Annotated in this window: 21 protein-coding genes; 7 read left to right on the top strand and 14 right to left on the bottom strand. The window is 69.6% G+C overall.

The genetic code is table 11. The features are described from left to right. Window positions 1-12: 12 nt before the first annotated feature. Genes NYP07_RS01610 through dgoD form a run of 3 tightly spaced genes read right to left on the bottom strand, consistent with a single transcriptional unit; the run spans window position 13 to window position 2,722 of the window. Window positions 13-651 (bottom strand): 2-dehydro-3-deoxy-6-phosphogalactonate aldolase, encoded by a 639-nt coding sequence (locus NYP07_RS01610; protein ID WP_268146684.1) that lies wholly within the window; start codon window positions 649-651, stop codon window positions 13-15. Then, window positions 651-1,574: a 2-dehydro-3-deoxygalactonokinase gene (locus NYP07_RS01605; protein ID WP_268146682.1), complete on the bottom strand. Its 924-nt coding sequence runs from the start codon at window positions 1,572-1,574 to the stop codon at window positions 651-653. Before NYP07_RS01605 ends, NYP07_RS01610 begins: the two co-directional genes overlap by 1 nt. Next, window positions 1,574-2,722 carry a galactonate dehydratase gene (gene dgoD / locus NYP07_RS01600; RefSeq protein ID WP_268146680.1) on the bottom strand — a complete coding sequence of 383 codons (1,149 nt, stop codon included), beginning with the start codon at window positions 2,720-2,722 and terminating at the stop codon, window positions 1,574-1,576. The genes NYP07_RS01605 and dgoD overlap by 1 nt, the downstream gene beginning before the upstream one ends. 234 nt (window positions 2,723-2,956) lie before the next feature. Here dgoD and NYP07_RS01595 point away from each other — a divergent pair, with 234 nt between their 5' ends. Next, a complete protein-coding gene (locus NYP07_RS01595; protein WP_268146678.1) occupies window positions 2,957-3,958 on the top strand; it encodes an alginate lyase family protein in 1,002 nt (333 codons plus the stop codon). Window positions 3,959-4,020: 62 nt separating this feature from the next. Continuing rightward, a complete protein-coding gene (locus NYP07_RS01590) occupies window positions 4,021-4,638 on the top strand; it encodes a YdeI/OmpD-associated family protein (RefSeq protein WP_268146676.1) in 618 nt (205 codons plus the stop codon). A gap of 230 nt (window positions 4,639-4,868) precedes the next feature. On the opposite strand, the gene NYP07_RS01585 is transcribed toward NYP07_RS01590, so the two are convergent. The 9 genes from NYP07_RS01585 to NYP07_RS01545 form a co-directional block, all read right to left on the bottom strand. Then, entirely contained in the window at window positions 4,869-5,849 is a 981-nt protein-coding gene (locus tag NYP07_RS01585; protein WP_268146673.1) for a LysR family transcriptional regulator, read from the bottom strand. Between the two features lie 2 nt (window positions 5,850-5,851). Continuing rightward, window positions 5,852-6,604, bottom strand: a complete 753-nt coding sequence (locus NYP07_RS01580) for a FadR/GntR family transcriptional regulator (RefSeq protein ID WP_268146671.1) — start codon at window positions 6,602-6,604, stop codon at window positions 5,852-5,854. A 70-nt stretch (window positions 6,605-6,674) separates the two neighbouring features. Next, entirely contained in the window at window positions 6,675-7,616 is a 942-nt protein-coding gene (locus tag NYP07_RS01575; protein WP_268146669.1) for a glycoside hydrolase family 43 protein, read from the bottom strand. Between the two features lie 37 nt (window positions 7,617-7,653). Continuing rightward, a complete protein-coding gene (locus NYP07_RS01570; protein WP_268146667.1) occupies window positions 7,654-8,985 on the bottom strand; it encodes an extracellular solute-binding protein in 1,332 nt (443 codons plus the stop codon). Continuing rightward, a complete protein-coding gene (locus NYP07_RS01565; RefSeq protein ID WP_268146665.1) occupies window positions 8,982-9,818 on the bottom strand; it encodes a carbohydrate ABC transporter permease in 837 nt (278 codons plus the stop codon). Before NYP07_RS01565 ends, NYP07_RS01570 begins: the two co-directional genes overlap by 4 nt. Next, window positions 9,815-10,708, bottom strand: coding sequence for a carbohydrate ABC transporter permease (locus NYP07_RS01560; RefSeq protein WP_268146663.1), 894 nt, complete (start codon window positions 10,706-10,708; stop codon window positions 9,815-9,817). The genes NYP07_RS01565 and NYP07_RS01560 overlap by 4 nt, the downstream gene beginning before the upstream one ends. A gap of 67 nt (window positions 10,709-10,775) precedes the next feature. Further along, window positions 10,776-11,864, bottom strand: coding sequence for an ABC transporter ATP-binding protein (locus tag NYP07_RS01555; RefSeq protein ID WP_268146661.1), 1,089 nt, complete (start codon window positions 11,862-11,864; stop codon window positions 10,776-10,778). A 13-nt stretch (window positions 11,865-11,877) separates the two neighbouring features. Next, window positions 11,878-12,807, bottom strand: coding sequence for an arabinan endo-1,5-alpha-L-arabinosidase (locus NYP07_RS01550; protein WP_268146659.1), 930 nt, complete (start codon window positions 12,805-12,807; stop codon window positions 11,878-11,880). Continuing rightward, on the bottom strand, window positions 12,807-13,745 hold the full coding sequence (locus NYP07_RS01545; RefSeq protein ID WP_268146657.1) for a dihydrodipicolinate synthase family protein: 939 nt from the start codon (window positions 13,743-13,745) through the stop codon (window positions 12,807-12,809). Before NYP07_RS01545 ends, NYP07_RS01550 begins: the two co-directional genes overlap by 1 nt. Before the next feature lie 225 nt (window positions 13,746-13,970). Here NYP07_RS01545 and NYP07_RS01540 point away from each other — a divergent pair, with 225 nt between their 5' ends. Genes NYP07_RS01540 through NYP07_RS01525 form a run of 4 tightly spaced genes read left to right on the top strand, consistent with a single transcriptional unit; the run spans window position 13,971 to window position 17,196 of the window. After that, window positions 13,971-14,738 carry an SDR family NAD(P)-dependent oxidoreductase gene (locus tag NYP07_RS01540; RefSeq protein ID WP_268146655.1) on the top strand — a complete coding sequence of 256 codons (768 nt, stop codon included), beginning with the start codon at window positions 13,971-13,973 and terminating at the stop codon, window positions 14,736-14,738. Next, on the top strand, window positions 14,735-15,802 hold the full coding sequence (locus tag NYP07_RS01535; RefSeq protein ID WP_268146653.1) for an aldose epimerase family protein: 1,068 nt from the start codon (window positions 14,735-14,737) through the stop codon (window positions 15,800-15,802). The genes NYP07_RS01540 and NYP07_RS01535 overlap by 4 nt, the downstream gene beginning before the upstream one ends. A gap of 9 nt (window positions 15,803-15,811) precedes the next feature. Continuing rightward, complete coding sequence (locus tag NYP07_RS01530) at window positions 15,812-16,273, top strand: acyl-CoA thioesterase (RefSeq protein WP_132575803.1); 462 nt, start codon at window positions 15,812-15,814, stop codon at window positions 16,271-16,273. Further along, the gene (locus NYP07_RS01525; protein WP_268146650.1) at window positions 16,270-17,196 is read left to right on the top strand and encodes an SMP-30/gluconolactonase/LRE family protein; all 927 of its coding nucleotides are present in this window, start codon (window positions 16,270-16,272) and stop codon (window positions 17,194-17,196) included. Before NYP07_RS01530 ends, NYP07_RS01525 begins: the two co-directional genes overlap by 4 nt. Here NYP07_RS01525 and NYP07_RS01520 read toward each other — a convergent pair whose 3' ends face one another. Continuing rightward, window positions 17,197-17,376 (bottom strand): hypothetical protein, encoded by a 180-nt coding sequence (locus NYP07_RS01520; RefSeq protein ID WP_268146648.1) that lies wholly within the window; start codon window positions 17,374-17,376, stop codon window positions 17,197-17,199. It lies immediately after the preceding gene. Window positions 17,377-17,477: 101 nt separating this feature from the next. Beyond that, window positions 17,478-17,687, bottom strand: coding sequence for a PWWP domain-containing protein (locus tag NYP07_RS01515; RefSeq protein WP_268146646.1), 210 nt, complete (start codon window positions 17,685-17,687; stop codon window positions 17,478-17,480). A gap of 238 nt (window positions 17,688-17,925) precedes the next feature. Here NYP07_RS01515 and NYP07_RS01510 point away from each other — a divergent pair, with 238 nt between their 5' ends. Then, the gene (locus tag NYP07_RS01510; RefSeq protein WP_268146644.1) at window positions 17,926-19,080 is read left to right on the top strand and encodes a GGDEF domain-containing protein; all 1,155 of its coding nucleotides are present in this window, start codon (window positions 17,926-17,928) and stop codon (window positions 19,078-19,080) included. Window positions 19,081-19,120: the final 40 nt, after the last annotated feature.

Below are 19,120 nucleotides of genomic sequence, written 5' to 3'. Positions count from 1 at the left end.
TGAGCGGCGCCGTCAGCGCTGCTGCCAGGCGCCGACGAAGGCGGCGGCGCGGTCGGCCACGTCGGCCGCGCCCATGCCCGGCGTGTAGAGCGCGCCGCCCAGGCCGAAGCCGTCGGCGCCGGCATGGCGGTAGATGGCCATGCCGTTGGGCGTGATGCCGCCCACGGGCAGCAGGCGCAGGGCCTTGGGCAGCACGGCGCGCAGCGCCTTCACGATGGGCGGCGTGATCAGCTCGGCCGGGAAGAGCTTGACCGCGTCGGCACCGGCCTCCACGCAGGCAAAGGCCTCGGTCGGCGTGGCGGCGCCGGGCACGCAGTACAGGCCGCGCGCCTTGGCCAGCGCGACGAGGCGGGTGTCGGCATGCGGCATCACGATGAGCTGGCCGCCGGCCTGCTGCACACGGGCCACGGCCTCGGTGTCGAGCACCGTGCCGGCGCCGACGACGGCGTCGCCCGGCAGGCCCTGTGCGAGGCGGGCGATGCTGTCCAGCGGCTCGGGCGAGTTCAGCGGCACCTCGATGAGCCGGAAGCCGGCGTCGTAGAGCGTCTGGGCTATGGCCAGCACCTCGCCGGGCTTCACGCCGCGCAGGATGGCCACGAGGGGCAGGGCCGCGAAGGCGGCGTCGAAACGGTTGGGGCTGGTGCTGCTCATCACAGGCCTCCTTGGTTGGCCAGCCGCCACAAGCCGGCCGGCGCGGTGTTGGACAGGGCTTGCGAGCCGGGTTCGCCGAACAGCGCCAGCGCGTGGGCGTAGCGCTCGCAGAGCGCGGGCTCGCCGATCAGGCGCAGCGGCGCGGCATTCAGGCCGCGGGCTTCGCGCCAGGCCAGGCCCGCGCGCAGCTCGTGGCCGATCAGCAGGCCGGACAGGTAGTCGGCCAGGCCCTCGGGCACGATGCGGGCGGCCAGGCCCAGGCTGCGCACGCCGAAGAGCTGGTTCGGCAGGCCGGCCTCGCCGTGGTCGCGCGCGGCGGCCACGCCTTGCTCGAAGGCCTCGGGCGAGGGGTCGGCTTCGGCAGGCATCAGCCGGCCCAGCACCGAGTGCTGGCGCAGCACGGCGAACAGCTCGCCCGTCATCTGCGTCGCGAAGCCGGCCACGCAGCCGTCCTGCACCTGCGCCCATTTGCTGTGCGTGCCGGGCAGCACCAGGCAGGACTGCGCGGCCAAAGTGGGTTCGAGCTGCAGCGCGCCCAGCACTTGCGTCTCCTCGCCGCGCATCAGGTCGGGCGCGCCGGCCGCGCCGCTGCAGCGCAGGCCCGGCAGCAGGCGCACGGGCCGGCCGCGCCAGTCGACCGCGAGGGACAGGCGCATCAGCGCGCCGGCATCGGCCGGGCCGTCGGCATAGGGAACCTCGCGCCAGCCATGCTGGCTGCCGACCATGCCGCAGGCGAGGATGGGCGCGCTGCCTTCGTGCCAGTCGGGGATCAGCGCATCCAGCGCCGCGGCGAACTCCTCGGCGCGACCGTGCAGCGTCGACGCGCCCGCGGCGGACTGGCGCAGCTCCAGCACCTCGCCGCCCGCGCCCAGGCGCATCGCGCGCAGGCTGCTGCTGCCCCAGTCCAGGCCGATCATCGCCATCACCATTCGGCGACGCTGCCGTCCGCGTGGCGCCACAGCGGGTTGCGCCAGTCGGGCGCGGCCTGGCTGGCCGCGATGACCTTGTCCTCGTCGACGACGACGCCCAGGCCCGGCTTGGGCAGGGGCTTCATGAAACCGCCTTCGATGCGGAAGTCGTCCTTGTTCAGCACATAGTCGAGCAGCTCGCCGCCCTGGTTGTAGTGGATGCCCATGCTCTGCTCCTGCAGCACGGCGTTGTGCGACACGAAGTCCACGGCCAGGCAGGCGGCCAGCGCGATGGGGCCCAGCGGGCAGTGCGGCGCCAGCGCCACGTCGTAGGCCTCGGCCATCGCGGCGATCTTGACGCACTCGGTGATGCCGCCGGCATGCGACAGGTCGGGCTGCACGATGGCCAGACCGCCAGCGGCGAACACGCGCTTGAACTCGAAGCGCGAGTACATGCGCTCGCCGGCCGCCAGCGGGATGCTGGTGTGCCGGGCCAGGCGGGCATAGTGCTCGTCCTGCTCGGCCAGCACGGGCTCCTCGACGAACAGCGGCCGGTAGGGCTCCAGCGCGCGCAGCAGCGGCTTGGCCATGGGCGCGGCCACGCGGCCGTGGAAGTCGATGCCGAACTCGATGTCGTGGCCGAAGGCGGCGCGGATCTCGGCGATGCGGGCCACGGCATCGTCCACCTTGCGCGCGCTGTCGACGATGCCGAGCTCCTCGGTGCCGTTCATCTTGAAAGTGTCGAAGCCGCCCTCGCGCAGCCGCCTGATGTCGCGGATGACGTCGGCCGGGCGGTCGCCGCCGACCCAGGAATAGACCTTCATGCGGTCGCGCACGAGGCCGCCGAGCAGCTCGTGGACCGGCGCGCCGAGGGCCTTGCCCTTGATGTCCCACAGCGCCTGGTCGATGCCGGCGATGGCGCTCATCAGGATGGCGCCGCCGCGGTAGAAGCCGCCGCGGTACATGACCTGCCAGAGGTCGTTGATGCGCGACGGATCCTGGCCGACGAGATAGGGCTCGAACTCGTGCACGGCCGCCTCGACGCTGCGGGCCTTGCCCTCGATGACCGGCTCGCCCCAGCCGCTGATGCCGGCGTCGGTGTCGATCTTCAGGAACATCCAGCGCGGCGCCAGACGGTAGGTCGTGAGCTTGGTGATCTTCATGGCCATTGCAGCAGTAACGGCCGGCAGCTTAGGGCGATGCCCTAGATCGGAAATATGCTTTGTTTGCCCTGAACTATCCGATTTGAGGATAGGTTTGGAGCCGGGGGTTTCTGGCCAGGCCGACGGCGCCGCACAATGCCCCGCATGTCGACCGCCCACCATCACCGCTTCAGTCAAAGGGCCGCACACCACTGGCGATGCGCCGCGGCGAAAGCCCTGGCGCTGACGGCACTTATGCCCGGTCTCGCGCCAGCCTGGGCCGCCTCCGAGGCGCTCTGGCTGGCGCCCGCCGACGTCGAAGCCCTGCAACAAGACGCCAAGCGCACGGCGCCCCTGCTCAAGCGCTGCGACAAGGAGCTGGAGGCGATCGCCGCCCCGGTCGCCGTGTTCGCACCGCCGCCGCACTACACGTCGAGCGGCGTTGTCGAGACGGAGATGTCGAAGCGCTTTGCCTCGGACGGATCGATGGCCTGGCGCGCCGCGCTGTGCTTCGCCGTGTCGGGTGACCGGCGCCATGCCCGCCACGCGCAAGCGCTGCTCACGGCCTGGGCCGACACGCTGACTTCGGTGCCCAGCGAGCAAGGTGCCTCCGAAATCAACTTCGACCTGCCAGCCTATGTGCTGGCTGCCTCGCTGGTGCGCGGCGTGGAGGGCTGGAGCGACGCCGGCTTCAGGCGCTTGCTGACGCATATCGCCTTGCCGCTGTCGCACAGCTTGCGCAAGAACAACCATGGCAACTGGGGCGTGCTGCTGGAGGCATCGATCGCCGCGTACATCGGCGACGGCGATTTGCTGGCCAAGGCCCGGGCACGTTGGCTGAAGCTGGTGGACAGCCAGATCGACGCCGACGGCGTGCTGACGCAGGAGATCTGCCGCAGCGACACCAACGACTACTGCGGCGGCGCGCACCAGGGCGTGAACGGCCTCAGCTACACCCACTACACCTTGCTGCCGGCCACGGCGGCGGCGCGCGTGTTCGACCTGCAGGGGCGGAGCGTCTGGCAGACGCGCGAAGGCCGGAAGCTGGCCGCCGCCTATCGCCAAGCCGCGGCGTGGACCCTGCACCCGGAGCGCTTCCCGTTCTACGAGCGCAATGGCGGCCGGCTGAACGGCGTGCGAAACGCGGCCTACTTCGCGCTGCTGCAGCGCCAGTACCCGAACGATGACGGCGCCGCGGTGCTGGCCAGCGGGGCTCTCGGCATGAACGCGCTGGAGTGGCGGCTGGTGTTCGACTGAGCATGCGCGGCACCGTGCCGGGGCATTGAACGCGCTGGCGCCGTTGCGGCACACTCGCTGCGATGCCCGCCGCCAAACCCTCCATTCCACCGGATACCGCGCCGATCCTGTTCAAGAGCGCCAAGGCCTTCGAGACCTGGCTGAAGAAGCATCACGCCAGCTCCGACGGCCTCTGGCTGATGATCGCCAAGCGCGGCGCCAGCCAGCCCAGCGTCACCTATGCCGAGGCGGTGGAGATCGCGCTCTGCTGGGGCTGGATCGACGGCCAGAAGAAGGGCCTCGACGACCAGCACTTCCTGCAGCGCTTCACGCCGCGGCGCGCGCGCAGCATCTGGTCGAAGATCAATGTCGACAAGGTCGCGGCCCTCATCGAGGCGGGCCGCATGCAGGCGCCGGGTCACGCGCAGATCGAGGCCGCGAAGGCCGACGGACGCTGGGCCCAGGCCTACGACGGCGCACGCACGTCCACGGTGCCCGAGGACCTGCTGGCGGCGCTGGACGCCGAGCCCAAGGCCAAGGCCTTCTTCGCCACGATCAACGCGACCAACCGCTACGCCGTGCTGTGGCGCATCCAGACGGCCGTGAAGGCCGAGACGCGCGCCCGGCGCATCGCCCAGCTGGTGGAGATGCTGGCGCGGGGCGAGACGATCCATATCTTCAAGCCCAAAGCCAAGGCATGACCGAGAGGTTCGCGCGCGGTCTCCTCGGCCACACCCCAAGCAACAGAAATCGGCGAGCGGTGTTGACGGCTACGGCGCGGTGCCCGCGAACGTCACCTTGAGATTGCCGCGGACCGCCCAGACATCGCTGACGCTGCGCTTTGCAGGTGCACCCGCTGCCGTCAGGCATGCATGCAGGGCGTGCTCGCAGCGCAGTGTGGCAGCGGGGGCGCACCGACCTGCGGCAGCAATCAATACAGATCCCGCGCCGCCAGCCTCACCTCATGCAGCAGCTGCCTCGCCCCCGGCGACATCAGGTGCCCCTCGCGGGTGATGATGCCGAAGGCGTCCATGTGGCAGGGCAGCTCGATGGGCAGGATGGCCAGCACGTTCAGCGACGCGTAGTAGCGCGCCACCTCCACCGGCATCACGTGCAGCGAGTCCGTCTGCTGCAGCAGGGCCGTGATCAAGAGCAGGGCCGTCGTGTCGACCGCATTCGCCGGCGGCTCCAGCGCGGCGCGGCGGAACATCAGCTCCCAGCGGTGGCGCAGCACGCTGCCCGGCGGCGGCAATATCCAGGGCTGGTCGGCCAGGTCGGCGAGCTTGAGGTTGTCCGCCTTCAGCAGCGGGTGGCCGACGCGGGCGACGGCGCAGGCGGGCTCCACGGTCAGCTCCTCGTAGTGCAGGCCGGCGGCGCTGTCGTCCTCGAGGATGCGGCCGATCATGAAGTCCAGCGAGCCGCGCTGCAGCATGTCCAGCAGCACCTTGCTCGACTCCATGTGCACGGCTATGCGCAGCATGGGGGCTTGCAGCTTGATGCGCGCGATCGCGCGCGGCAGCAGGCCCATGGCCGGGGTCATGATGACGCCCACCTCGACCTGGCCGGACAGGCCGTGCTTGAGCGCGACGATGTCGTCGTGCGCGGCCGACAGCGAGGTCAGCGCCATGCGCGCGTGGCGGATCATGGTCTCGCCGTAGAGCGTGGGTTCCATGCCGCGCGGGTGGCGCTCGAAGAGCTTCACGTCCAGCATGTCCTCCAGGTCCTTGAGCTGCTTGGACGCGGCGGGCTGGGTCATGCACAGCACGTCGGCGGCGCGATGGATGTTGCGCTCGTCGTCCAGCGCGATCAGCAGCAGCAGCTGGCGCGTCTTCAGCCGCGCGCGCAGGAACCAGTTGGGGTTGGGGCTGGCGTCGGTCAGCGGCGCGGCGTGGTCGTCATCGTCGTCGGACATGGTCAGGCGAGGTTCACGCGGCCGTCATTGGCCAGCACGTTGCTGAGATCGTCCTCGGTCTCGTCCAGCTGCACCAGCGTGGCCTGGCGGGCACCCAGGGGATCGCGGGCCTGCAGCGCCGTCAGGATGGCCTTGTGCCGGGGCAGCGAGAGCTCGTGCGTGTTGGGCAGCTGGCTGGACAGGATGATGGACTCGCGCAGCGCCAGCGACAGCATGTTGCCGATATAGGCCAGCAGGTCGTTGCCCGTGGCCTCGGCGATGCGGCGGTGGAAGGCCAGATCGGGCTCCAGCAGCTCGGCGGTGGTGGTGGCCGCGGCCATGCCTTCGTAGGCGGACGCGATGCCGGCCAGCTGCTCGTCGGTCGCGGCGCGCGCGGCCAGCGCGGCGGCGGCGGGCTCGAAGACCTGCCGCACCTCCAGCAGGGCCTGCACGAAGTCGCGTTGGGGCTGGGCCTGGATCAGCCAGTACAGCACGTCGGGGTCGAGCATATGCCACTCGTTGCGCGGCCTGACGATGGCGCCGGCGCGCTGGCGCGACACGACCAGGCCCTTGGCGACGAGCACGCGCACGGCCTCGCGCAGCACCGGGCGGCTGATCTCGTAGCGCTCCAGCAGCTGGGCCTCGGCCGGCAGCTTGTCGCCGGGCTGCAGCTCGCCGCGCACGATGGCCAGGCCCAGCTCGCTGACGATGCGGCCGTGCTGGCTCTTGCCCTCGGGCTGGGCGCTGTAGGTGGAATGGTCCGCTCGGGTCTTCATCGGCCGCAGGCTGGCGATTAAAGCTTTCATTATCGAAAACGGCGGTTCAGTGCCCGGGCCGTAGCATGGCTCAGATCGAGTAGGGCCCGTCGGCGACGGGCGTGCCGAAGTCGGGGAAGCCGTCGTCGCGCCAGCCGAAGGCCTGCACGCGCGCGTGGCGGTTGGGGTCGTTGAGCGGGTCGCCGACGATGTCGCGGTAGTTGCGGGCGTGGTAGACCAGCAGGTCGGTCCGGCCATCGGGCGTCGTCGTGAAGCTGTTGTGGCCGGGGCCGAACTGGCGGGCGGCCTCATCCGTCCTGAACACCGGCGTGGGCGACTTGCGCCAGCGCTTCGGGTCGAGAAGGTCGGCGCCCGCGTCGGCCCACAGCAGGCCCATGCAGTAGTTCGCGTCGGTGGCCGCGGCCGAGTAGGCGATGAAGACGCGGCCGTGGCGCTTGAGCACGGCCGGGCCCTCGTTGACGTGGAAGCCGATGCGCTCCCAGGCCAGCTCGGGGCGGCTGATGCAGACGGGCGCGGACTTCAGCGTCCACGGGTTGGCCAGTTCGGCGAGGTAGAGGTTGCTTTCCGAGGGCGGGCTCTTCTGCGCCCAGCACAGGTAGTGCCGGCCGCCGTGATCGAAAGGGGTCGCGTCCAGAGAGAAGCCTTCCTCGGGCGTGAGGATCTGGCCGCGCTCGGTCCACGCGTCGCGCAGCGGGTCGTCGCCTTCGCATTCCAGCACATACATGCGCAGCTTCCAGATGTCGCCGCGCTCGCTGGCCGCGAAGTAGACATGCCAGCGGCCATCGACGCGGTGCAGCTCGGGCGCCCAGACGTGCCAGCTCATCGGACCGCTGTCGTGCCTGCGCCAGATCACGCGGGCCGGCGCCGCGGCCAGGCCCGCGATGCTGGCGGCGCTGCGGATCTCGATGGCGTCGAAGCCCGGCACCGAGGCCGTGAACCAGTAGCGGCCGTCGACGAGGCTGAGCTGCGGGTCGGCGCGCTGCTCGATGAGGGGGTTTTTCCAGGCGTTCATGCGCGCTGCGCTTTCGTGACGATGCCTTTGTTGTTCTTCATCGCCGCGCCTTCTTCAACGCGGTGTTGACGCGCTTTTCGACGCTGGCCTGCACCTCGGCCACCGGCTTGGAAGACAGCATCAGGTTGGCCACGTCCTCGCCTACAGCCAATTCGATGGCGCGCTGCGTCGGCACATTGCCCGGCATGCCGATGCCGGTGCGCGTGATCTCGGCCAGCGGCTCGCGCAGCGGCAGCGCGCGGAAGGCCGCGCTGTCGGCGACCGAGCGGCGCACCGGCAGATGGCCGGTGCGCGACCACTCGGCGCCGTGGTCCCAGATGAACTTGAGGAACTTCAGCGCCGCCTCATGGCCCTTGGCGTCGGTCGTGCCGCCCTTGAACAGCGCCCACGAGTGGCCGTCGGCGAAGACGGCCGGCCTCGCGTAGAGCTGCGGGAAGGGCACGACCGCGTAGCCGCCCTTCAGCGGCGAGTCGTCCTTGCGGGATTCGCGCAGGAACTGGTCGATGGTCCAGGTGCCGACGACGACGACGCCGGCCTCGCCGTTCAGGAAGGCCTGGTTAGCCGCGGCGTAGTCGAGGTTGGGCTTGACCCCGCCCTCGGCGTAGAGCGCCTGCATCAGCGTCAGCGCGTTGGCGACGGCCGGCTGCTGCATGTGGATGGTCTTGCCGTCAGGCGCGAACAGCTGGGCGTCCTGCTGGGCCACCAGCGTCAGGAAGGTGCGGTCGTTGGCGGCCGTCTCGTTGGCCACGGCCCAGGCGAAGTAGGGCTTGCCGGTGCGCTGCCTGAATTGCCGCGCCTGGGCCAGCAGTTCCTCGGGGGAGCGCGGCAGCACGGGCCTGCCGTCGGCCTGGAGCAGGCCGGCCTGCTTCATCAGCCGGGTGTTGATGTGCCAGAGCCAGGCCCAGGTGTCGAAGGGCAGCGCATAGGTCCGGCCGTTGAAGGCCGTGCCGCGCACGGCCTGCTCGGTGAAGTCGGACTGGTCGACGCCGATGCGGGCGAAGTCCTCGTCCAGCGGCAGCACGAGCTTGCGGCGCACATAGTCGCCCAGGGCCGACTCGTGCATGACGGCGACGGTCGGGATGTCCTTGGCGACGAGCCGCGCGGTGAGCTGGTCGTAGTAGGGCCCCCACTCGCCGATCTGCGTCTTCACGACGATGCCGTCGGTGTTGGTCGCGTTGAACTCGTTGACCAGGGCCGTGACGATGCCGCATTCGCCGACGCCTTCGCTGGCCTTCCTGACCTGGCCGTACTGCGCTTCGCAGCTGCCGAAGAAGCGCATCAGCGTGATCTCGGTCTTGCCCGGGTCGCTGCCGCTGGCGCTGCAGGCCGCGAGCAGGGTCGTGCACAGGAGAGATGCCAGGTGCTTCATGACTTGCCGGTCCCTGCCACGGCCGTGACCAGATGGCGCTGGAAGAAGAGGTAGAGCGTCAGCGCCGGCAGGCCGGCGAACACGGCCTGGGCCATCAGGAAGCCCAAACCTTCCGACTGCGCGAAGTTGGTCTGCGTGGACGCGAGGCCGCGCGTCAGCGTGTACATCTCGGGCTGGGTCGCGATGACCAGCGGCCACAGGTAGTCGTTCCAGCAGGCCAGGAAGGTGAAGATGCCCAGCGTGGCCTGGGCCGGCAGGCTCAGCGGCAGCACGATGCTGAAGAAGGTCTTGAAGCGCGAGGCGTTGTCCAGCAGCGCGGCCTCTTCCAGCTCCGCCGGGATGGCCTTGAAATACTGCGTCATCAGGTAGACCCCGAAAGGCGCGGCCAGGCCCGGCAGCGCCAGGCCCGCCAGCGTGTTCTGCAGGTTCCAGTCCGAGAACAGCCGGTGCAGCGGGATGAAGACCGATTGCGCCGGCACGGCCAGGCCGAACATGACGATGGCGAACAGCAGGCGCCGGCCGGGGAACTCGCAGCGCGCGAAGCCATAGCCGGCCAGCGACGACAGCAGCAGCACGCCCGCCGTCTGCAGCAGGGCCACCGCCGCGCTGTTGCCCAGCCAGCGGAAGACCTGCGAGGTCTGCAGGATGTCGAGGTAGTTGGCCAGCGTGTAGGGCGGCGCGAGGAAAACGTCGGTGTGGCGCAGCAGGAACTCGTTGGGCTTGAACGACAGGGCCAGCACCCACAGCAGCGGCGCGGTCCAGGCCAGCGCCAGCAGCGTCAGCACGGCCATGACGAAGCGGTCGAACCAGCCGCGGCGAAGCAAGGGATTCATCGCTTGGCCTCCTTGTCGCGCTCCAGCCAGAGCTGCGCGGAAACGCCCACCAGCATGATGGCCAGCAGCACCTGCGAGGCGGCCGTGGCGTAGCCGAGCGAGAGCTGCATGAAGGCCTGCTCGTAGATGAACTGCACGATGGAGCGGGTCGTGTTGTTGGGCCCGCCGTTGGTCATCAGCATGATCTGGGGGAAAACCTGGAACTGGCGGATGACCTCGATCAGCGCGACCAGCACGATGGCGCGCTTCAGGCTCGGCAGCGTGATGTGGGTCAGCACCCGCCAGCGCGGCGTGTTGTCCAGCGCGGCGGCCTCGTAGATGTCCGAGGGGATCTGCTGCAGCGCCGACAGGAAGAGGATCATCGGCAGGCCGATGATCCACCAGACGGTGACCAGCGCGATGGTGAGCAGCGCGAGGTGGTCGCTGGTCAGCAGCGGCAGCTCGGGGATGCCGAGCGCGGCGAAGGCCTGGGCGATGAGGCCGCGCTCGGGCATCAGCGCGAGCTTCCAGACCAGCGTGATCAGCGTGACGGAGAACACCGAGGCGCAGAAGAAGGTGGCGCGCAGCAGCGTGGCCAGCCTGCCGGGGCGGTTGAGTGTTAACGCCAACATCAGCGACAGCACGACGAAGATGGGCGTGCTGATGGCGACGAAGCGCAGGGTGTTCCAGACCACCTGGTGGAAGACCTCGTCATCGAGCAGCTCGCGGTAGTTGGCCAGGCCCACCCACAGGCTGTCGTTGGACAGCAGGTCGTGGTCGTGCAGGCTGATCCAGACGCCGTTGACGAGGGGCCACAGCAGCAGCAGGGCGTAGACGGCGACGAAGGGGAGGACGAAGAAGGCGTGGGCGGGGCGCGAGGCGCGCAGGCCGACGGTGTGGGCGGCGCTCATGTTGGCTGCTCCGGCTTTGGGTTTGTGCCGAGGCCCATGCCGGGAGTTCTGGCCAACGACCCGCCACTCACGACAAAGCCTCCTGCGCATGGTGCGCACAACCAGCTTCGTCAAACAGATGCGCCTCAGCCACATCCACGCTGACCGCCACGTGCGACCCCATGCTGGGCGCCATCCCATGCACCGTGATGATCAACGAACTCCCGCCGTCGAGCTTCAGATGCGCCAGCGTCCGCTCCCCCAGGAACTCGACCAGCTCGACGCGCCCCCGCAGCGGCCCCTGCTCCGCAATCCGCAGGTTCTCCGGCCGCGCCCCCAGGCTCAGCCCCGTCGAAGGCAAACCCGCAACGGCGACACGCGTCACCACCGCCTGCCCACCCGGCACCGTCACGACGGCAAACCCGTCTGCATCCGCCGCCCGCTCCACCGGCACGAAGCCCATCCCCGGCGTGCCGATGAACCCGGCGACGAAGCGCGTGGCCGGCCGCCGGTACAGCTCCGCCGGCGTCGCCACCTGCTCGATGGCCCCGCCCTTCATGACGACGATGCGCGTCGCCAGCGTCATCGCCTCGATCTGGTCGTGGGTGACGAAGACCATCGTCGCGCCCAGGCGCTGGTGCAGCTGGGCCAGCTCCAGCCGTGTGCGCCCGCGCAGCGCCGCGTCGAGGTTGGACAGCGGCTCGTCGAACAGGAAGATGCCCGGCTCCTTCACCACCGCGCGGCCGATCGCCACGCGCTGGCGCTGGCCGCCGGACAGCTGGCCCGGCTTGCGCTCCAGCAGCGCGTCCAGCTCCAGCATGCGGGCGGACTCCTGGATGCGCCGGGCGATCTCGTCGGCCGGGATGCCGACGTTCCTCAGCCCGAAGGCGAGGTTGTCGCGCACGCTCATGTGCGGGTACAGCGCGTAGTGCTGGAACACCATGGCCAGGTTGCGCAGCCCGGGCGCGGCCTGCGTCACGTCGCGCCCGCCGATGAGGATGCGGCCGCCGCTGACGGCCTCCAGGCCGGCCACCATGCGCAGCAGGCTGGTCTTGCCGCAGCCCGAGGGGCCGAGGAAGACGACGAATTCACCCTGCGCCACGTCCAGCGACAGGTTCTCGATGACCTGCACCGCACCGTAGCGCTTGCAGACGTTCTCCAGCTTCAGGCCAGCCACGGGCGTCTCCGGTTCATTCTTCCTGGGGGATCACGGGCCAGCCGTCTTCGGACCAGCCCAGGCGCTTGATGCGCAGGCGCGGCTTGCCCTGGTTTTGGGCGTCGTAGGCGTGGTGGACGATCCAGTCGCCGACGACGTCCTGGTGCCCCGGCCCCTTCCAGCGCGCACCGGACCCCAGCAGCGGCGTGGCGCCGCCCTCCATCATGGGCTGGCCGTCCTTCGCGAGGAAGGGGCCCGCCACGCTGCGGGCGCGGCCCACGCGGATGTTGTAGTTGCTCTCCACGCCCTTGCAGCACAGGTCGAAGGAGGCGAACAGATAGACCCAGCCGCCGTGGCGCATGAGGGTGGGCGCCTCGATGCCGGCCTGGCGCCGCGCGATGAAGCGCGTCTCGCCGATGGGCCGCAGCGTCGTGCCGTCCAGCTCGGTCAGGCGGATGCCGCCCCAGAAGGAGCCATAGCTCATCCACAGCCGGCCGTCGGCGTCGGCGAAGAGGTCGGGGTCGATCGCGTTGAAGTCGTCCCCGGGCCGGCTCTGCACGACGAGGCCTTCGTCGCGCCATTCGCCGCCGGGGCCGTCGCTGCTGGCCAGGCCGATGGCCGAGCGGTTCCTGCCGAAGGTCGAGATCGAGTACAGCAGCCACGTGCGGCCACGGTGCTCGAAGAGCTTGGGCGCCCAGGCATCCAGCCCCCGGTGCTCGGGGACCGCGTCCGCCCACCATGCGGGTGCTTCGCTGAACACCGGGGCGAGGCGGTGCCAGGTCCTGCCGGCGTCCGTCGACTCCAGGCGCTGCAGGCCGCGGCCCGTCGTGAAGACGAACCAGCGCCCGCCCTGGATGAGCAGCGTCGGGTCGTGGGCGCCGGGCGCGCCCGCCGGTTCGACGGCCGACACCTGCGCGGCCAGCGCGAGCGCCAGCACCGCCACCAGCGCCAACAGCGCGCGCATCACCTGCCCCAGCGCAGGACCAGGGGGTCGAGGCGCCTGGCCGCATCGAGCAGGCCGGCGCGCACCTCGGGCGTCATCTCGGGGAAGGGGTGGCGCGGCGCGTCGCACTGGATCACGCCGCCCGCCTTCATCAGCGCCTTGGCGGTCAGGATGCCGCCCTGGCGGTTCTCGTAGTTGATCAGCGGCAGCCAGCGGCCGTACTGCAGCACGGCCTCCTCGCGGTCGCCCGCATGGAAGGCGTCGAAGATCTTGCGGATGCCGTCCGGGAAGCCGCCGCCCGTCATCGCGCCGGTGGCGCCGGCGTCGAGGTCGGCCAGCAGCGTGATGGCCTCCTCGCCGTCCCAGGGGCCTTCGATGGCGGCGCCGCCGACGCGGATCAGCTCGCGCATCTTGCTGGCGGCCTGCGGCATCTCCAGCTTGAAGTACTTCACGTGGGCGATGTTGCCGGCCATGCGCGCCAGCAGCGGCACCGACAGCGGCGTGCCGGCCACCGGGGCGTCCTGGATCAGGATCGGGATGGCGATCGCATCGGACAGGCGCTGGTAGAAGCTCTCGATCTGGCCTTCCGACACGCGGAAGGTGGCGCCGTGGTAGGGCGGCATGACCATGACCATGGCGGCGCCCAGCGCCTGGGCCAACTGGCTGCGCTCGATGCAGATCTGCGTCGCGTAGTGCGTCGTCGTGACGATGACGGGCACGCGGCCGGCCACGTGCTCGAGGATGGCGCGCGTCAGCGTCTCGCGCTCGGCGTCGGACAGCACGAACTGCTCGGAGAAGTTGGCGAGGATGCACAGGCCCGTGGAGCCGGCGTCGATCATGAAGTCGACGCAGCGCAGCTGGCCCGGCAGGTCCAGGCTGCCGTCGGCGTTGAAGATGGTCGGGACGACGGGGAAGACGCCGCGATACGGTCGTCCAGGGCGGGTGGCGGAGGCGCTCATTGCGGTGCCTTGTCTCGGGGAAGTTGGGTCAGGCGCCGGCAGGAGGCAAGAGGCGCGCGGGCCAGCTGTCGTCGCCGGCATGTTGCTATTAAAGTATGACTATTTATAGAAGATCATCGGGGTTAACCCGAAAATCAAGCGCTTCCAATCAAAAAAAGTATGACTAATAATGAGAACCAAGCCGGGCCCATGCCGCCCGCGCAGCGCTTTGTCGGAGACCAGTTCATGAGTGCATTCGCCCGCTACCCCAGCCTGCAGGACCGGGCCGTCCTGATCACCGGCGGGGCCACCGGCATCGGGGCCACGCTGGTCGAGGCCTTCGCCGGTCAGGGCGCCAAGGTCGGCTTCATCGACCTGGCGGCCGACGAGGGCCATGCGCTCGCGCTGGGCCTGGCGGCCGCCTCTCGCCATGCGCCGCAGTTCATCGCGGCGGATCTCTCTGACGTCGAGTCCCTGCGCGCCGCCATCACCGCGCTGCGCGAGCGCACCGACCCCTTCACCGTGCTGCTGAACAACGCGGCCAACGACAAACGCCATGCCGTCGAGGACACGACGCCCGAGTTCTGGGATGCGAGCGTGGCCGTCAACATCAGGCACCAGTTCTTCGCCGCCCAGGCCGTGCTGCCGGACATGAAGGCGCTCGGCGGCGGCAGCATCGTCAATTTCGGGTCGATCTCCTGGATGCTCAAGCAGGGCGGCATGCCGGCCTACACCAGCAGCAAGGCCGCCGTGCAAGGCCTGACGCGCGGCCTGGCGCGCGACCTCGGCCCGCATGGCATCCGCGTCAACACGCTGGTGCCGGGCTGGGTCATGACCGAGAAGCAGCTCAAGCTCTGGGTCACCGAAGAGACCAAGCGCGAGATCGCCAAGGGCCAGTGCATCGCCCAGCCGCTGATGCCCGAGCACATCGCCCGCATGGCCCTGTTCCTCGCCGCCGACGACAGCGCGATGTGCACCGGCCAGGACTTTGTCGTCGATGGCGGTTGGGCATGACGATGGAGCGCCGCGATTACGGCCTGCTGCCCGACGGCCGGGCAGTGCACGAGTACACGCTCGACAACGGCCGCGGCCTGAAGCTGACGGCGATTACGCTGGGCGGCATCGTCACCGGGCTGTGGGCGCCGGATGCGCAGGGCCGCAGCGGCAACGTCGTGCTGGGTTTCGACGCGCTCGACCACTATGTCCACCGCAACCCGTCCTTCGGCATCATCGTCGGCCGCTACGGCAACCGCATCGCCGGCGCGAGCTTCGTGCTGGATGGCGAGACCCATGCGCTGAGCCGCAACGACGGCCCCAACTGCCTGCATGGCGGCGCCGAGGGCTTCGGCCACCGGCTCTGGCAGGCCGAGCCCGACGCACCCCGCGCCGGCGAGGCCGAGGCCCTGCTGCTGCGCTACACCAGCCCGCATGGCGAGCAGGGCTTCCCCGGCGAGCTGAGGGTCGCCGTGCGCTATTCGCTGAGCGCGACGGACAACAGCTGGCGCATCGCCTACGAGGCCGCCACCGACCGCGCCACCGTCGTCAACCTGACCCACCACGACTACTTCAACCTCGCCGGCCAGGGCTCGGTGCTGCGTCACCGCCTGACGATCCAGGCCTCGCGCTACAGCGAGGTCGACGAGCAGCTGATCCCGCTGCGCCATGCTGCCGTCGACGGCACGCCCTTCGATTTCCGCCGCGCCACGCCCATCGCCGCCCGCATCCGCCAGGGCCACCCGCAGCTGCTGCGCGCCCGGGGCTATGACCACAACTGGCTGCTCGACGGCGCGCTCGACGCCGACGGCCTGCGCCCGGCCGCGACGCTGGAGGATCCGCATTCGGGCCGGCGCATGGACATCCTGACCAGCGAGCCGGCGCTGCAGTTCTATTCGGGCAACTTCCTCGACGGCAGCCTGGCCGGGCCCGGCGGGCGCATCTACCGCCAGGGCGACGGCCTGTGCCTGGAGACCCAGCACAACCCCGATTCGCCGCATCACGAAGCCGGCCCGGACTGGCCATCGACGCTGCTGCGGCCCGGCGAGGTGTGGCGCAGCACGACAATCCATCGCTTCAGCTAGGAGCGACACATGGACCTGCCCGCCCACCAACTGACGATGACGGTGCTGATGACGCCCGACACCGCCAACTTCGCCGGCAACGTCCACGGCGGCAACATCCTCAAGCTGCTCGACCAGGTCGCCTACGCCTGCGCCAGCCGCTATGCCGGGCGCTATGTCGTCACGCTGTCGGTGGACCGCGTCATCTTCCGCCAACCGATCCATGTCGGCGAGCTGGTCAGCTTCCTGGCCAGCATCAACCACACCGGCACCTCGTCGATGGAAGTCGGCATCAAGGTCGTGGCGGAGAACATCCGCACGCAGGAGACGCGCCACGTCAACAGCTGCTACTTCACGATGGTGGCCGTGGGCGACGACAACAAGCCCGTGCCGGTGGCGCCGCTGCGCCCCTTCACGCCCGACGAGCGCCGCCGCCACGCGGCGGCCATCGCCCGCAAGCAGGCCCGTGCCAGCCTGGAAACCCCGCCATGACCGCCGAGACCGCCGCCCCGACCCTGAGGCCCGCACTGACCCAGTCCGCCATCCTCGGCGAGGGCCTCCAGTGGCATGCGCCCAGTGGCCGCTGGTGGTGGACCGACATCGAAGGCGGCTGCATCCACGCCTGGACGCCCGGCGCCGCCGCCACGCTGGTGCTGCGCCTGCCCGAGCGGGTCGGCTGCTTCGTGCACGCCCGCTCCGGCGCGCTGCTGCTGGGCATGGCCAAGCGCCTGGCCCGCCTCGCGCTGCCCGACCTGCAGGCCTGCGGCGAGTTCGAGGCCGCGCCGCAGGAACTCGTGCCCGTCGAGGCCGGCCTGCCGACGACCCGCGTCAACGACGGCCGCTGCGACCGCAGCGGCAACCTCGTCTTCGGCACGCTGGACGAGGCCCGCCCGCGCCAGACGATTGGCGGCTTCTACCAATACTCCCAGGCCCACGGCCTGCGTCGCCTGGCCCTGGACGGCGTCGCCATCGCCAACAGCATCTGCTTCAGCCTCGACGGCCGCCGCATGCACTACTGCGACACGCTGAGCCGCCGCATCATGGTCTGCGACTACGACGCCGACACGGCCGGCGTCAGCGAGCCGCGCCTGTTCGCGAAGAAGGAGATCGACGACTGCTGGCCGGACGGCTCCACCATCGATGCCAGGGGCTGCCTGTGGAATGCCGAATGGGGCAACGCCGCGGTGGCCCGCTACGCGCCGGACGGCCGCCTGCTGGGCCGCTATGCGGTGCCGGTCCGCAACGTCAGCTGCCCGGCGCTGGGCGGCCCGGCGGGCGGCCAGCTGCTCGTCACGACGGCCCGCCAGGAACTCAGCAGCGCCGAGCTGATGGCCATGCCGCTGTCCGGCAGCCTGTTCGGCATCGCGGTCGAGCCCGGGCTCTACCTGCCCGAGCCGCTCTTCAACGACGCCTGATCAGCGTCGACCGGGCTTCTGCACCCAGGCGCCCATCCAGTCGGAGCCCGACAGCACGCGGCGCGAGCGCCACATCTCGTCGCGCGGCTGCGGGCTGCCGACGGCGGCCGACCGCGCCTGCGGCAAGGCCTGGCGGGGCGCGGGGTCGGCCGTGAAGCTGAGGTGTTGAAGGCGTTTCATGCGTCGTCCTCCCAGGCAGCCGGGTATCAAGCTGGTGTTCAGCCTGATGCCCGGCGCATCAAGAACGCATAAGGACGCCGATCGGACGACAGGGGCGGAACTCAGCCCTCGGTCCGGCTCGGATGCGCGCCCAGGCGCACCTGGTCGCCCAGCACCGTCATCCAGCAGCGGCCATCGCTGCCCTTGGCCACCAGCCCCTTGGCGAGCAGGGACTGCTGCACATGCTCGGGCGGCAGCACGCCGCCCGGCGCCGGCGGAAAGAACCAGAAGAAGCGCCGCTCTTCGGCGGTCAGGACGATCTCATCGGACATGGCCCGCATTGTGCGGGCGGCCTATTTGCCGATGCTGAAGATCACGCCCAGCAGCTCGTCATCCCGTCGCGGCTGCATCGGCGTGGCGCCTTCCCCGGATTGCGGAAGAAGGCTTGACCAGAGAAGATCGTGTGCGAGGGGCGCATTGACGGCCCCCCATGCGCGACGACTGGATTGCGACCAGCTAACGTCCTGAATCGGAGGAGCTTGGGCAAGCCGGAGAGGCCCCAACAAGAGAATGCAAACTCAGACACTGCTTGTTGTCATCTGCGTGTGTTCGGCATGGATGGCGGCCACATTCGGGCTGCTCTATTTGGTGAGCCGCCAGGAACGAAGCCTGCTCGACTGGGCTGCAGCGGGTTTTTTCTTCTTTTGTAATGGCGTGGTGACCGCGGGCGCGGCCTTCAAGTTTTTTCCCGTCATGCAGCTGCTGATCGGGATCGCGAACGCCGGTGCCGTCTTGGGACACTTTTCCCTGCTGCAGGGCTATCGCGAGCACATCGGCCAGACGTCGTTGAGACGTTCGGGAATATGGCTGTGGCTGCTGGTGTTCGGCGCCCATTTCGTGCCCAACCTGCTGACCGACGTCGCGGTTCGATGGCCGGTTATTGCGGGTATCTTGACCGCAGTCGACCTGGCAGCTGCCGTTCTCATCGCGCGTTCACCTGGGTTCATGTGGCGCTCGCCTGCCGCGCTTCTGCAGCTCACGTTCACGACGAGCTTCGTGTTGTACGCGTTTCTTCTCGTGCGTCTGACAACCGGTCACGAGACCCCGCTACAGGTACTCGGCAACGATCTCGTGCAGCTTGCCGGCCGGCTTGGCTTGTTGACGCTCGTGTTGCCCGGTACAACGGCCTGCGCCTTGATGGTCATGGGCAAGAAGGAGGCCGAGCTGCGCAAGTCGGCCGAGGTGGACCCGATGACGGGCTGGTTCAACCGGCGCTCGCTGGCGCCGGTCCTTCTTCGTGAATTTGCTCGCGCCAAACGAACGGGAAGCGGATTCCACCTCATCACCTTCGACATCGACAAGTTCAAGTCCATCAATGACACCTACGGTCATGCGACCGGTGACCAGGCCTTGATCCATGTCACCCGCGTCGTCGCGGACGAGCTGCGCGGCTACGACATCCGCTTCCGGCTCGGCGGTGAAGAGTTCCTGATACTCGTTCCGAGCGGGCATATCGGCATGCTGGCCGAACGACTCCGTCATGCCGTGGAAGCATCGCCCCTGAATTTGGATTCCGGCGCCATCCGCATCACCATCAGCGTGGGCTGTGCCGGCATCCTTCCGGAGGACACCGACTGGAGTGCCGTTCTCAAGCGGGCCGACCTCGCCTTGTACGAAGCGAAGACCACCGGCAGGAATCGCGTGGCCTTCGCCGTGCCGGCATAGGCGAGGTCATCTGCTGGCGGTGGTGCCGGGGCTGCATCCA

Source organism: Pelomonas aquatica (assembly GCF_026712205.1).
Lineage (GTDB): Bacteria > Pseudomonadota > Gammaproteobacteria > Burkholderiales > Burkholderiaceae_C > Pelomonas > Pelomonas aquatica.
The sequence above is the reverse complement of the archived record's forward strand: the minus strand, read 5'-3'. Positions and strand labels throughout refer to the sequence as shown.

Coding starts and splice junctions, on each gene's coding strand:
- NYP07_RS01610 (WP_268146684.1), bottom strand. CDS start 651: ATGAGCAGCACCAGCCCCAACCGTTTCGACGCCGCCTTCGCGGCCCTG.
- NYP07_RS01605 (WP_268146682.1), bottom strand. CDS start 1,574: ATGGCGATGATCGGCCTGGACTGGGGCAGCAGCAGCCTGCGCGCGATG.
- dgoD (WP_268146680.1), bottom strand. CDS start 2,722: ATGAAGATCACCAAGCTCACGACCTACCGTCTGGCGCCGCGCTGGATG.
- NYP07_RS01595 (WP_268146678.1), top strand. CDS start 2,957: ATGCCCGGTCTCGCGCCAGCCTGGGCCGCCTCCGAGGCGCTCTGGCTG.
- NYP07_RS01590 (WP_268146676.1), top strand. CDS start 4,021: ATGCCCGCCGCCAAACCCTCCATTCCACCGGATACCGCGCCGATCCTG.
- NYP07_RS01585 (WP_268146673.1), bottom strand. CDS start 5,849: ATGTCCGACGACGATGACGACCACGCCGCGCCGCTGACCGACGCCAGC.
- NYP07_RS01580 (WP_268146671.1), bottom strand. CDS start 6,604: ATGAAGACCCGAGCGGACCATTCCACCTACAGCGCCCAGCCCGAGGGC.
- NYP07_RS01575 (WP_268146669.1), bottom strand. CDS start 7,616: ATGAACGCCTGGAAAAACCCCCTCATCGAGCAGCGCGCCGACCCGCAG.
- NYP07_RS01570 (WP_268146667.1), bottom strand. CDS start 8,985: ATGAAGCACCTGGCATCTCTCCTGTGCACGACCCTGCTCGCGGCCTGC.
- NYP07_RS01565 (WP_268146665.1), bottom strand. CDS start 9,818: ATGAATCCCTTGCTTCGCCGCGGCTGGTTCGACCGCTTCGTCATGGCC.
- NYP07_RS01560 (WP_268146663.1), bottom strand. CDS start 10,708: ATGAGCGCCGCCCACACCGTCGGCCTGCGCGCCTCGCGCCCCGCCCAC.
- NYP07_RS01550 (WP_268146659.1), bottom strand. CDS start 12,807: ATGCGCGCGCTGTTGGCGCTGGTGGCGGTGCTGGCGCTCGCGCTGGCC.
- NYP07_RS01545 (WP_268146657.1), bottom strand. CDS start 13,745: ATGAGCGCCTCCGCCACCCGCCCTGGACGACCGTATCGCGGCGTCTTC.
- NYP07_RS01540 (WP_268146655.1), top strand. CDS start 13,971: ATGAGTGCATTCGCCCGCTACCCCAGCCTGCAGGACCGGGCCGTCCTG.
- NYP07_RS01535 (WP_268146653.1), top strand. CDS start 14,735: ATGACGATGGAGCGCCGCGATTACGGCCTGCTGCCCGACGGCCGGGCA.
- NYP07_RS01530 (WP_132575803.1), top strand. CDS start 15,812: ATGGACCTGCCCGCCCACCAACTGACGATGACGGTGCTGATGACGCCC.
- NYP07_RS01525 (WP_268146650.1), top strand. CDS start 16,270: ATGACCGCCGAGACCGCCGCCCCGACCCTGAGGCCCGCACTGACCCAG.
- NYP07_RS01520 (WP_268146648.1), bottom strand. CDS start 17,376: ATGAAACGCCTTCAACACCTCAGCTTCACGGCCGACCCCGCGCCCCGC.
- NYP07_RS01515 (WP_268146646.1), bottom strand. CDS start 17,687: ATGTCCGATGAGATCGTCCTGACCGCCGAAGAGCGGCGCTTCTTCTGG.
- NYP07_RS01510 (WP_268146644.1), top strand. CDS start 17,926: ATGCAAACTCAGACACTGCTTGTTGTCATCTGCGTGTGTTCGGCATGG.